The organism is Caldisericia bacterium (assembly GCA_026414995.1).
Classification (GTDB): domain Bacteria; phylum Caldisericota; class Caldisericia; order B22-G15; family B22-G15; genus JAAYUH01.
On the sequence record JAOAHY010000004.1, the window covers coordinates 36,782 to 49,059 of the forward strand.

General features: G+C 27.3%; 12 protein-coding genes. 1 reads left to right on the forward strand and 11 read right to left on the reverse strand.

Annotated elements, in window-relative coordinates:
* Positions 1-6: 6 nt before the first annotated feature.
* The 11 genes from N3D74_02500 to N3D74_02550 form a co-directional block, all read right to left on the reverse strand.
* Entirely contained in the window at positions 7-1,218 is a 1,212-nt protein-coding gene (locus N3D74_02500) for an amidohydrolase family protein (GenBank protein MCX8095046.1), read from the reverse strand.
* 12 nt (positions 1,219-1,230) lie between these two features.
* Positions 1,231-1,704, reverse strand: coding sequence for a (2Fe-2S)-binding protein (locus N3D74_02505; protein MCX8095047.1), 474 nt, complete (start codon positions 1,702-1,704; stop codon positions 1,231-1,233).
* A gap of 2 nt (positions 1,705-1,706) precedes the next feature.
* Complete coding sequence (locus N3D74_02510; GenBank protein ID MCX8095048.1) at positions 1,707-4,046, reverse strand: xanthine dehydrogenase family protein molybdopterin-binding subunit; 2,340 nt, start codon at positions 4,044-4,046, stop codon at positions 1,707-1,709.
* A 63-nt stretch (positions 4,047-4,109) separates the two neighbouring features.
* Entirely contained in the window at positions 4,110-4,748 is a 639-nt protein-coding gene (locus tag N3D74_02515; GenBank protein MCX8095049.1) for a hypothetical protein, read from the reverse strand.
* Entirely contained in the window at positions 4,749-5,042 is a 294-nt protein-coding gene (locus N3D74_02520; protein MCX8095050.1) for a hypothetical protein, read from the reverse strand.
* Positions 5,039-6,001 carry an ArsA family ATPase gene (locus tag N3D74_02525; protein ID MCX8095051.1) on the reverse strand — a complete coding sequence of 321 codons (963 nt, stop codon included), beginning with the start codon at positions 5,999-6,001 and terminating at the stop codon, positions 5,039-5,041. The genes N3D74_02520 and N3D74_02525 overlap by 4 nt, the downstream gene beginning before the upstream one ends.
* A 13-nt stretch (positions 6,002-6,014) precedes the next feature.
* Positions 6,015-6,293, reverse strand: a complete 279-nt coding sequence (locus tag N3D74_02530) for a hypothetical protein (protein ID MCX8095052.1) — start codon at positions 6,291-6,293, stop codon at positions 6,015-6,017.
* A gap of 6 nt (positions 6,294-6,299) precedes the next feature.
* A complete protein-coding gene (locus N3D74_02535) occupies positions 6,300-8,063 on the reverse strand; it encodes a carbon starvation protein A (protein MCX8095053.1) in 1,764 nt (587 codons plus the stop codon).
* A gap of 94 nt (positions 8,064-8,157) precedes the next feature.
* The gene (locus tag N3D74_02540) at positions 8,158-9,750 is read right to left on the reverse strand and encodes a Mur ligase family protein (protein ID MCX8095054.1); all 1,593 of its coding nucleotides are present in this window, start codon (positions 9,748-9,750) and stop codon (positions 8,158-8,160) included.
* Entirely contained in the window at positions 9,737-10,516 is a 780-nt protein-coding gene (locus tag N3D74_02545) for an alpha/beta hydrolase (protein ID MCX8095055.1), read from the reverse strand. Before N3D74_02545 ends, N3D74_02540 begins: the two co-directional genes overlap by 14 nt.
* A gap of 6 nt (positions 10,517-10,522) precedes the next feature.
* Entirely contained in the window at positions 10,523-11,683 is a 1,161-nt protein-coding gene (locus N3D74_02550; protein ID MCX8095056.1) for a D-alanine--D-alanine ligase, read from the reverse strand.
* A 56-nt stretch (positions 11,684-11,739) separates the two neighbouring features.
* Between N3D74_02550 and N3D74_02555 the strand changes: the two genes are divergently transcribed.
* Positions 11,740-12,228 carry a ferritin family protein gene (locus N3D74_02555; GenBank protein MCX8095057.1) on the forward strand — a complete coding sequence of 163 codons (489 nt, stop codon included), beginning with the start codon at positions 11,740-11,742 and terminating at the stop codon, positions 12,226-12,228.
* The last annotated feature ends 50 nt before the right edge of the window (positions 12,229-12,278 follow it).

Below are 12,278 nucleotides of genomic sequence, written 5' to 3' on the forward strand. Positions count from 1 at the left end.
TAATTATTAAATTTCAAATTTTGAAATATCTATTAATTTTCCACTACTTATAACAAATTTTGGTTCTCTGTGATATCTTAATGCTTCTAAAACATTGTCTTCATTTAAAACTACAATATTTGCAGGATTCCCCTCTTTTAATTCATGATTTTTAAGACCTATTGCTTTACCTGCATCAATAGTAATCATATCATATAACCTTTCCATATCACTTTTTGTTGTCATCCATAAAATATGAGATACAAGAAATGCGACTTCTAACATATTGTTTCTTCCATAGGGATAGTATGCATCAGATATATCATCTTGTCCTAAAACAACAAGAACACCTTCTTCTAACATCTCTCTAACTCTTGCATGTAGTGGGCCTGTATGTGGATCAGTAACAACACCAACTCCTCCCTTTTTTAATAAAGCAATTAATTTCATAAGATATGGAGTTGGATAAAATTGCATTGCTCTTGCATGATGAGCAAGAACTCTTCCAATAAAACCTTCTTTGATTGCTTTTAAAGTTAACATTTCAAGTGTTTTAAGAGTAGGATCACCTGCATCATCTACAAGCATTGATATATCTCTATCATATTTTTTTGCAAGTTCAAACATTTTATCAATGTGTTCTTTTTCATCTTCATCTGTATATTCAATCCAAGGAATTCCACCAACAACATCAGCTCCCATTTTTAAACTTTCTTCAACAAGTTCAAAAGCTCCTTTTTCTCTTACTACACCATCTTGAGGAAAAGCAACTACTTGAAGATCTAAAACACCTTTAAATTCATCCTTTGCTTTTAAAAGCGCTTTAACACCTTCTAATTTTGCTTTTGAATCAACATCAGCAAAACCTCTTACATGCAATACACCATAACGAACTGCATGATTTAAAGCTCTTTTCACATTAGGGAAAATCCACTTTTCATCATATTTAGATTTTACAAGTGCTGCTAATTCTATTGCAGTCATAGCTTTACCCATATTTTCACCATGATAATCTTTTAGTGCTTCCTCTTCCATCATCATAAAGGTGTAGACTTTACATAGATGAAGATGTGGATTTACAAATGATTCTGTTACAAGTTTACCTTCAGCATCAATCAAAGTATTAGCATTCTCGTTTAAATTTTTTGAAATTTTTTCAATTTTTCCATCTTTAATCCCAATCGAATAAAGACCTTCCATTTTTCTTAATTTTGCATTTTTAATTACAATATCATACATATAAACCTCCTATTATTTATTTTGTTTTAAATATCTTTGAGCAAGTTTTGCACCATCTAAAATAGATTCATAACCTGTGCATCTGCAAAGGTGTTTATCTAATGCATCAATTATTTCATTTTCATCTGCATCTATATTTTTACTGTAAAGAGCATATAGTTCCATTATTATACCTGGAATACAATATCCACATTGAACAGCACCAGAATCAATCATTGCTTTTTGAATTGGATGCAACTCTCCATTTTTAGATAGACCTTCAATTGTTAAAATTTCCGCATCATTTAATTTTTTAACTGAATATATACAACTTTTAACTGCTTCACCATTTACTATAACTACACATGTTCCACAAGAAGCATCATCACACCCTCTTTTTGTTCCGGTTAAATTTAATTTTTCTCTTAAAATATCTAATAAATTTTCATTTCCTTCAACTTCTAAAACCTTTTCTATTCCATTAACTTTAAATTTAATCTTTTCCATTTTTAAACTCCTATTTTTTCATTTTGTTTTTCTTTAATAATCTCTAAAATTTTTTCTTTTGATACTGGAACTTCAAATAGATCAACACCTAAAGCATCATAGATTGCATTTAAAATTGCTGGAGCAACTCCTAAAACTGGATGTTCACCTATTCCTCTTGCGCCATAAGGACCGATTGATTCAGGTGTTTCAATAAAAATAACTTCATATTTTTTAGGCATATTTTTAATTGTTGGAAATTTGTAAGTTGAGAAATGTGGATTTACTAATCTTCCGTCTTTATCAAATTTTAGTTCCTCATAAAGTGTACTTCCAATTCCCATCATAACTCCTCCAACAATTTGACCTCTTAATTGAACTGGATTTATAACTCTTCCTATATCAAATGCTGAAACAAAGTTATCTATAATAATTTCTCCTGTCTTTTTATCAATTCTAATCTCACAACCTTGCGCACCAAAAGTGTAAGACACCCCAAGATTACCTTCACCAGTTTCTGGATCTGGATTTGAATATCTTGGTAATCTTGCATCTGCTGTTGCTTGAACCACTTCTCCAACAGTAATGCCATCTTTATCAATATAACCTCTTACAAGATCTGGTATATTAACAAATATTTCTGGATTATGTTTAAAATAAATTTTTTCACCATCATACTCAAGCATATCTTTATCAACTCTCAAGGCTAATGCTGCATTTTCTTTTAATTTCTCAATTGCTCTTAAGCATGCTCTAATTAACGCTCTTCCTCCTTGAACTGTAAACATAGAACCAATTGTTTGCCACTCCCATGGAGAAAATTGAGTATCGATTTCTGTATAAACATGAATTTTTTCAGGTGAAATTTTTAGAATTTCAGCTGCAACCTGTTGAACTACAGTTCTTAAACCTTGTCCTACTTCAGCACCACTCATAACAACATTAACGCTTCCATCTCCATTAAATTTAATAAAACACCCTTTTGAAGAATTTGGAGCGCCTTTTGGACCTTTAACAACTGCTGCAAATCCTCTACCATAAAAATAATTTTCATCTTCTTTAGGTTTTTCTTTATTGTATATGATTTCTTTAACTGCATCTGAACATTTTTTAACATCACCATAGTCTTCAGTATAGATTTCTCCTGAGCCAAATTTTTTGCCTCTTTTTAAATAGTTTTTTTCTCTTAGTTCAATTTTATCTATATTAAGTTTTCTTGCTAAAATATCCATTAGTCTTTCAATAGCAAAATGTGCATATTGATAACCATAACCTCTAAATGCACCAACAGGAGGTGTATTAGTATATACAGTAAATCCTTCACAATAAGCAATAGGAAATTCATATACTCCCAATGTATGAGTTGCTGCCATTGTTATATTAACTCCTGTATCAGCATATGCTCCAGTGGAGTGATAAACTTTTGATTTAACAAATACTAATGTACCATCTTTTTTTGCGCCGATTTTCATTTGAATTCTAACTCCATGTCCGATTAATGTGCTTGTATAATCTTCTTTTCTTGATGCTACCCATTTTACAGGATAACCTTTTACATGACTTGCAATATAAGCAACAGTTTGTTCTATTGTCACATCAGATTTATAACCAAAACATCCACCAATTTCTGGAATATGAACTCTAACATTTCCAGAAGGCACTCCATAGGTTTTAGCTAAATCATCTTGAATAATGTGAGGACAAATTGAGGATGACCAAACTTCTATTGTGTTGTCTTCATGAAACCAAACTATTGCACCATGTGGTTCAATTGCACTTGATGAACCAAATTTATAATTAAATTCTCCTTCCACAACAACATCTGCTTCTAGTTCGCCTTTTTCCATATCTCCTCTTTTTAATAAATAATAATTTGCAATATTTGTCTTTGGTATAGGTTTATATGTTGGAAGATGCCAATATTCACCATTTCTTTCATGTATCAATACTGCATTTTCTTTTAGTGAATCTAATGCATCTAAATAAACTGGTAATTTTTCATACTCAACTTTAATTTTTTTCACTGCTTGTTTTGCATGTTGAGGAGTATCTGCAATAACAGCAGCAACTGGTTCTCCGATATATCTAACCTTGTCAACAGCCATTGGATATCTATCTTTTATGCAATCTCCATATGTAAATTTGCAATTTTTCCCAGTCACTACTTTTACAACTCCTTCACTTTTTTCTGCTTCAGAGGTATCAATTGATAATATTTTAGCGTGAGCATATGGTGGAGTGAGAATTGCTGCATAAAGCATGTTAGGAAGTTTTATATCATCGAGGAAAATTGCTTTACCTGTAACTTTTTTTATAGCATCAGGCCTTTTTATATATTTTCCAATATAATTAAAATTATACATTTAATATATCACCTCCTTTTGGGTATATTTTATTTATAAATAATAATTATAAAATTGTCAAACTTAAACTTTTAATAAATCAGAGACCTTTTTTGTTAATTTTTTTAAATCTTTTGGAGTAATGCCTAATTCAGGTTTTAATAATAAAAATAAAACATTTGTTTCTCTAGTATATCCAATATGCCTTAAATTTTTAAATCCAACTGTATCTTTAGAAAGTTCAATTAAGTTTTCTAAATCTATTTTATTTTTATAAAAAACATAAAACTCTTTTCCATCAAATGTCATATTTTCTTTTTTATATGTTTCTATATTATCTATCATAGGTCCTGGGAAATAAAAATGTTTCTTAATTATATGCGCATCATATCCAAATTTTTCATTTAATCTTAAAACTACATATAATCTATCATGTTTTCTTGTTAAATAAGAAATAGGTAGATATAACAAACTATGTCTAGGTAATAATGTTAATGTTAATTCTAATTTTTTTATAAGTTTGTCATTAAAATCATAATTTGCTTTAAATCCAATATAACCACCAATATAAGTGTAAAGTTTATCTTTTGGTTTTAAATTTTCTTCAAAATCTCTAATATATTTGACCATCATTAGAGTATTTAATTTTCTTCCTTTAAAAAATTGAAGGGAGGTTAAACCTCCCAAAATTAACATTAAAAGTATGATCTGTCCTTGTGTCATCTAAATCTCCTCTTTTCCGCTTAAAACTATTACTTCAGTGAAACCCTCTTTATTAAGTGTGTCAACAATTTTTTTTGCTATAGTATTTAAAATATATGATTTCATAAAAAGATATGAAGGAGAGAAATAATCTGGATAAAAAGATTTTAATTTAATTTCAATTCTTGTAAATTCAATTTTTATTTCTCTTATATAATCTCCAGTTATTAAATCTAAACCTGTTGTAGGTTCTTCAATTTTTGATAAAATTCTTTTTATTCTTTTTATTAATTCTTCATCTCCTACGGTTCTCATACTAATATATAATTATCATAAAATTTTATTAACTCTTCAATACCACGAGGTGATTTAGAAAGAAGAGGTATTTGTTTAATTTTTATATTTTTAATTTCATCTTCCATTTTTTTTATTACACTATCTTGTTCTTCAATTTTTCCTTTTATAACTTCAGGTGGATTTTCACATATTAAATATTTATTCAAATAAATATTTTTAATTTTTATTCCAAATTCAGATAATGCTTCTATAATTCTTTTAGTTTCAAAAAGAGCAAGATCTTCTGGCATTGTAACAATATTTATTGAAGTTGAATTACCAGAGAAAAGATTCATCATATTTTCCATTTCATTACTATATTTAACAAGTTCTATCATTATTTGATCTTCTCTTTCGTCTGATGTTAAATTAATTACTTCATCATCTAACTTTGCTTCTATTTTACCTTTTACATTTTCAACCATTTTTCTCCTATCAAGAATTTTTCTTCTTATTCCCATTAATCTTTTTGACCAAAGTAAAGTTAATTTTGGTAATGCAAGAACTCTAGTTGTTATTCCAGTTGGAGGTGTATCAAAAACTAGAATATCATATTCATGACATTCTACATATTTTTTAATTGCTTCAAGAACAGCATATTCTTCAATTCCAGGTGAATATCTTAATATATCAAAATATCTATCTAAATTAAAACTTGTAAGGTATCTATAGGTATTTTTTAAATTCCTTGATAAGTCTTCAAGATACTCTTTTATCATTTTGTCTAAATCAACTTCTACTGCAAAAAGATTTTCTGTAAGTTTTCTAACTTTATTCGAGAGTTCTATATCAAATGCATCTCCAAGATTATGTGCTGGATCAAGGGATGCTATCAAAATTTTTTTATCTTTGTTATATACAGAAATACCAGTGGCAAAACTTGCTGATATTGTTGTTTTTCCAACTCCCCCTTTTCCAAGAAAAAAATATATTTCCATATATAATTCACCTTTAATCTATATCAAACATACCAGCTGTTTCAGCAAACGCATCATCTAGATTTTTACTTCTTGTTATCATAACAAATATCTCTTTTTGCATAAATGGTAGAATTCTTAAAATTATTCCAGTTGGAGGAGAAGGAATGCCTGCAAATGTGCCCATTGTTAGAAGTGCAAAAACATTTTCTAATTCTTCTAGCTCTTTTTCAATAAGGGAGGTAGAAACCTCCCTTAATCCCAGATCTAATCCTATTAAAATTTTTTTAAGGAGGTCGAAGAGTCTTTTCATTAAATTTTATTTTGTTTCTACCTCAGGGATTGCTCCCTTTCTCCATCCACCCAAGAAATCTATTACGAGGATTACATTAAGAGCTAACATTACAATAGTAAATCCACCAAGCATATATCTATTAAATACTGGTGTTGTTTTTGGTATTACGACAATAAGATACCAGAACAATGCAACTGTAACTGTAATCCATAAGAACAATGCTGGGATGAGAACTGCCATTTGCCATGCAGGTTTCGCTTTTTGAACTTGTTTTACCCATACTGCTGCTGTTATCATAGCAATTGAAGCAAGCAATTGGTTAGAACCTGCAAATCCTGGCCAAAGTACTGTATAACTTCCACCCCAAATTAATAAAAGACCAAGACCTGCAGCGATAATTGAACCAACCCATTTATCAGCAATTACTTTATAGAATCCTTCACTTACTTTTTTAACAGGTTCCCAAATTTCGCCCCATGCATATCTTGCTAATCTTACTGAGGTATCAAGTGTTGTTAAAACAAATGCTGATACCCATAGACCAGCAAAAGTACTACCAACATTTTCTGGAAGTCCAACTGCAGTTGTCATTTTTCCAAATGATCTTGTCATAACACCAAGAGCACCACCAACTGCACCTGCTGCTTTAAGGTAATTGTTTCCAAGATAAACTTTATCTGTCATTAATGCATTAAGATCAACTTTTAATTCTGTTAATTTAGCAGCTGCTCCTTGGAAAACTTGCATACCAAATGCTGCAATAGAAGTAATAACAAGTGTTGAAAGAAATCCTTCTGTAAACATACTTCCATATCCTACAAAAAGTCCTGACAATTCATTATCTAACTGTTTTGAAGAAGTTCCTGATGCAACAATTGAGTGGAATCCTGAAAGTGCACCACATGCAATAACTAGTGGAACAGTTGGCCAGAAAGGAGATGGTTGACCTCCTACAGTTCTAGCTGAGAAAATTGTAAATACAGGCCAATTAAATCCTCTAAATGCAAAAACTGCTGCGACTAATCCTAAAATTAATCCTGCCCATAAAATATAAGCATTAAGATAATCTCTTGGTTGTAAAAGAATCCAAACAGGTAGAGATGATGCTAAAATACAATAGATTGCTAAAATAATATACCATGTTTTTGCATTTGTTATTTTAACAAATGGAAATGCAAATCCGATATACAAACATAAAATAAGCATTATTATTCCTATAATAGATGCGACTGTGAATGAAAGTTTTGTTCTATAAAGTAATATACCCTCAATTATAGCAATAAATATGAATAGAACTGATGCTGTTGCAATTGATGGGTTTGTTGTTGCAAGACCTGTAAATACTCCCATAAATGCAGAAATAACAAGTAAGAGTGCAAAGTATATAAATAATTCAAACGAATATTTTGTTCTGGCTGTCATTAATTTTCCAGAAACCCATTGAATTGATTTTCCATCATATCTTACCGATGCCATTAAGGCAAGATAATCATGAACACTTCCAATAAAAAGATTTCCAAACCAAACCCAAAGAAGACCTGGAACCCAACCCCATGCCATTGCAATTGCAGGACCTGTTATTGGTCCAGCACCTGCTATTGAAGCAAAATGGTGACCATATAAAACCCACGGTTTTGCAGGAACATAATCAACATTATCTCTTAATTTTACTGCTGGGGTTGGTCTATTGGGATCTGCTTTTACAACTTCTTTTTCAATTCTTTTACCATAAATAAAGTAAAATAAAACATAAAAAGCTAACCCGATAACCGCAATTAATGCTGTCATTTGTTAATTTACCTCCTTTTTAAAATTTTCAAAGAGCCAAAAAGACCCTTCGACCTCCACTGATATTTTAATACAATATTATTTAATTTGTCAACTATAATTCTTCATATATTTCTGGGAGGTCGTTTTCAAATAAAATAATGTCGTTTGGTTTAATGAAATTTTTTAAATAATTATTTGCTTCATAAAAATTTTTAAAAATTGATATGTTTTCCAATTTAAATCCAACTTCTTTTAAACCTTCATATATTGGTTTTATTCTTTTTCCCCCAACTAAAAAAACATAATCAACTTTATTTAACAAATATTTTCCTAAATTTTTATTTTCTTCATATTCACTTTTACCAAGTTCAATAAATCCTGGTGTTATTATTATCTTTCTTCCTTCTTTATATTTTGATATTAAATCTATTGCCATTCTTGCGCCAATTGGATTAGAATTATATGCATCATCAACTACTATTACATTACCACTTTTTAATACATTTAATCTATGATTAAAGGGTTCTAGAATCTTGACTTTTTTAATAATTTTTTCTATATCTATTTTAAAATTAATTGCAACCTCAATTGCAATCAATAAATTTCTTATTGTTTCTAATCCTACAAGTTTTGTTTCAAAGAAGGTTTCAAAATCTAAAAATTTTGTTTTAAATTTTGTTCCATAAAGAGTCTCTTCTATTATTTCAATAAATGGATAATTTCCTTTATAAATTGATATTTTTGAAATTTTCTCATTTTGAAAATTTTTTAAAAATTCATCATCTCCATTCAAAATCAATTTTTCACATTTATTAGAAGAAATACTATATTCAATTAAATATTTAAATTCATTAAAAATTTTCTCCTTTGTACCAAATTCCTCTAGATGTTGAATTCCAATTGAAGTTATAACAAGAATATTAGGCTCAATTAATCTAAGTAATCTTTTAAAACCACCTTTTTCATTTTCAGCAAGTTCTACAACAAAAATTTCTGTTTCATTTTTAAGATTCTCTCTTATAAATTTAGTAATTCCCATTGCAGTGTTATAACTTTCAGGAGTCATTTGAGTTTTAAAATTATCTTTTAATAATTCATAAATGAAATATTTTGTGCTGGTTTTTCCATAACTTCCTGTTATTACAATTATAAATGGTTTATATTCTTTAATTATTTTTATTGCATCATTAAAATATTTTTCATTTATTAAACTTTCAATTGGATAGATTAAAATATTTAAAATTAATAAAATAAAAGGAGATAAAAATATAAGATAGGGAGTTAAATATAATGAATGATTAAGGTAAATTAATATTAAAACTATTAATAAAAAAATAGTTGTTAAGATAAAAATTCTTTTGCATCTTTTAGTAAATTTTAAACCTTTTTTTGAAAATTTCTTTCTTTTTTTATATAAATTAAAATTATAAAATAGAGAATAAAAAAGAAAAATCAACAAAATTAAGTTTAATAATACTCTATTTATCTTTAATAAAAAACTTAATGAAATTAGGATTATCAAAATTATTAATACAATATCATCAAAAATATAATCTTTTGATCTTTTGAATAAATGTCTTAAGTATTTAATATTAAAATATTCTAATATTTGTAGAACTTGAAGATACCAAAGAATTCTTAATAGTAAAATTAAAAATGTTATTATAAAAATTGATAGTTTAATAAAAGTTTCAATTATTATCATTATATATTTCTCCTAAAAAATTTTTTATTTCATAGATTGTTTTTGATAAGTTGTTAAGATAAGGAAAATGTCCTGCATTTTTTATAATTACAAGTTTTGAGTTTTTTATATTTTCTTTAATTAAATATGCATGTTTTAAAGGAAGTTCTTTATCATTTTCTCCCCAAATTATAAGTGTTTTTGTTTCTACCTCTTTCATTATAGGTAATAAATCTTCATTAACAATTTTAACAAGTGTATCTCTCATAACTCCATCAACGCTTTTATAATCTTTTGAACCAAAAATTTTCCTTAAACTATTTAATAATTTTTCTTGTTTTTCACCTTTTATTGTCTTAATTATTATTTTTTTAAAAAATTTAAAAGTATTCTCGGAAAACCTTTGTTTCAATGTTTTTTTATCTCTTATTCCAGCGCTATCTATTAAAATAAGACCTTTAATTTCACTTTTTCTATTTGCAGCAACTCTTATTCCAATTCTTCCACCAAATGAGTGTCCAATAATTGTGTAATCTTTTAAATTAAGATAATCAATAAATTTTAAAATTAAATTTTTATAATCCTCACCATTAAAGGATCTATAAGGTATATCACTTTTACCAAAACCAGGAAAATCTATTAATATAACTTTATATTCATTTTTCAAAATATTTGATATTGGATATAAAGAATTTGTATTTCCACCCCATCCATGAAAAAATAAAATAGGTTTTCCATCACCATATATTTCATAATAAATTTTCAAATTATCGATTAGAGCAAACATTACTTATTAACCTTTTTTCACATCTTTAAAATCTTGAAGTAGTATATCAGTATCAATAGATGTTATGTTTTTATTTTTATCTTCAAAAATTTCTATGGAAAGGTTAATTAAATTATCAATTAATTTATCAAATGATATTCCTGATGCTTCCCATAAATAAAAAGATAATGCACCAGGTAGTGTATTTATTTCATTTATATAAACTTTTTCTGTATCCCCTTCCATTAGAAAATCAACTCTTGCTATTCCTTTGCAATCTATTGCTTTAAATGCTTTAACAGCAAGATCTTGTATTTCTTTTGTTTTTTCATCGCTTAATTCTGCAGGAATTATATGTCCAAATCTTTTAAACATTGAGCTTCCTTTTGTATTAATTTTATATTTTGAATCATAATCGAGGAAAACTTTTGGAGTTTTCACTTCTTCAAGTTTTGAAGGTATCACTTCAATATTCCCTAAAACAGAGCAATTAATCTCTCTTAAATTTTTTACCCCTTCTTCAACAATTATTTTTGAATCATAATGTTTAGCAACTTCAATTCCATAAAAAAGTGTATCTTTGTTTTCTGCTTTTGTAATTCCAATACTTGAACCAAGATTTGCTGGTTTTACAAATAAAGGATATTTAAGATAATTTTCTATTTTTTTTAAAATTTCATCTTTATTTTTTTCCCAATCATATCTTGTAAACCAAAAGTAATTTACGATTGGTAAATTGTTAGCTTTAAAAATTTCTTTCATAATTACTTTATCCATTCCTATTGAAGACGAAAGAACGCCGCACCCTACATACGGAATATTCAACATTTCAAAAATACCTTGTATTTTACCATCTTCACCATAGGTTCCATGTATTACGCTAAATGCTATGTCAATAAATAATTTTTTACTTATAATTCCTTCTAATTCTAGAGTTAATATATTATCATTTGTTATTTTTATACCTATAATTTTTTGAGAAATTTTTGGTATATTTGATAGATTTCTGAAATTTTCTATTTTAAGCAAATTTTCTCCTGTAAACCATTCACCATTTTTTGATATATAAATAGGAATTATTGAGTATTTTGATTTATCAATTGCATTGTAAACTTGTATTGCAGTAATTATAGAAATTTCATGTTCAACAGATTTAGATCCAAAAAAAAGACCAATTCTTTTTTTCATATCTTAAATATTTTAACATAAATTCTATTGTTATAATAAATTAAAAGGAGGTTATTATGGAATTAATAGAATTATTAAAAAAAGGAATACAAAGTGAAAATGAAGCTAAAAGGTTTTATTATAAACTTTCTGAAAAAGTTATTGATGAAAAAGTTAAAAAAAGATTAATTAGGTTTTTTAAAGAAGAAGAAAAACATGAAATATCATTAAAAAAATTACTTATAAAAAATTTTAATATTGAATTTAACGCAGATGAAAGTTTTAAAGAGAATCCAGAATTTTCTAATGTTAATGAAGATTTAGGCAAAGATATTAAATGTATTGATATTGTAAAAATTGCTATTAAATCGGAAATGAATGCGGTTGAATTTTATTCAAATATGGTGAATAAATTTAGAGATGGAAGAGATAGAAGAATTTTAAATTCACTGATTAAAATGGAAAAGAATCATGAAGAATTATTAAGAAGAGAATATGAGTTGCTTAAAAAAGAAGATTATTGGATAAAACCATCGATGGAAAACCTTGGTGATTTAAGATTATAAAATTAATAATTTATTTAAAAAGTAGTAAAATAATATTAATTTATTTTTTT

Excerpts from the sequence above, each read along its gene's own strand:
- N3D74_02515 (MCX8095049.1), bottom strand. The coding sequence starts at position 4,748 with ATGACACAAGGACAGATCATACTTTTAATGTTAATTTTGGGAGGTTTA.
- N3D74_02545 (MCX8095055.1), bottom strand. The coding sequence starts at position 10,516 with ATGTTTGCTCTAATCGATAATTTGAAAATTTATTATGAAATATATGGT.
- N3D74_02505 (MCX8095047.1), bottom strand. The coding sequence starts at position 1,704 with ATGGAAAAGATTAAATTTAAAGTTAATGGAATAGAAAAGGTTTTAGAA.
- N3D74_02535 (MCX8095053.1), bottom strand. The coding sequence starts at position 8,063 with ATGACAGCATTAATTGCGGTTATCGGGTTAGCTTTTTATGTTTTATTT.
- N3D74_02540 (MCX8095054.1), bottom strand. The coding sequence starts at position 9,750 with ATGATAATAATTGAAACTTTTATTAAACTATCAATTTTTATAATAACA.
- N3D74_02550 (MCX8095056.1), bottom strand. The coding sequence starts at position 11,683 with ATGAAAAAAAGAATTGGTCTTTTTTTTGGATCTAAATCTGTTGAACAT.
- N3D74_02525 (MCX8095051.1), bottom strand. The coding sequence starts at position 6,001 with ATGGAAATATATTTTTTTCTTGGAAAAGGGGGAGTTGGAAAAACAACA.
- N3D74_02555 (MCX8095057.1), top strand. The coding sequence starts at position 11,740 with ATGGAATTAATAGAATTATTAAAAAAAGGAATACAAAGTGAAAATGAA.
- N3D74_02530 (MCX8095052.1), bottom strand. The coding sequence starts at position 6,293 with ATGAAAAGACTCTTCGACCTCCTTAAAAAAATTTTAATAGGATTAGAT.
- N3D74_02520 (MCX8095050.1), bottom strand. The coding sequence starts at position 5,042 with ATGAGAACCGTAGGAGATGAAGAATTAATAAAAAGAATAAAAAGAATT.
- N3D74_02500 (MCX8095046.1), bottom strand. The coding sequence starts at position 1,218 with ATGTATGATATTGTAATTAAAAATGCAAAATTAAGAAAAATGGAAGGT.
- N3D74_02510 (MCX8095048.1), bottom strand. The coding sequence starts at position 4,046 with ATGTATAATTTTAATTATATTGGAAAATATATAAAAAGGCCTGATGCT.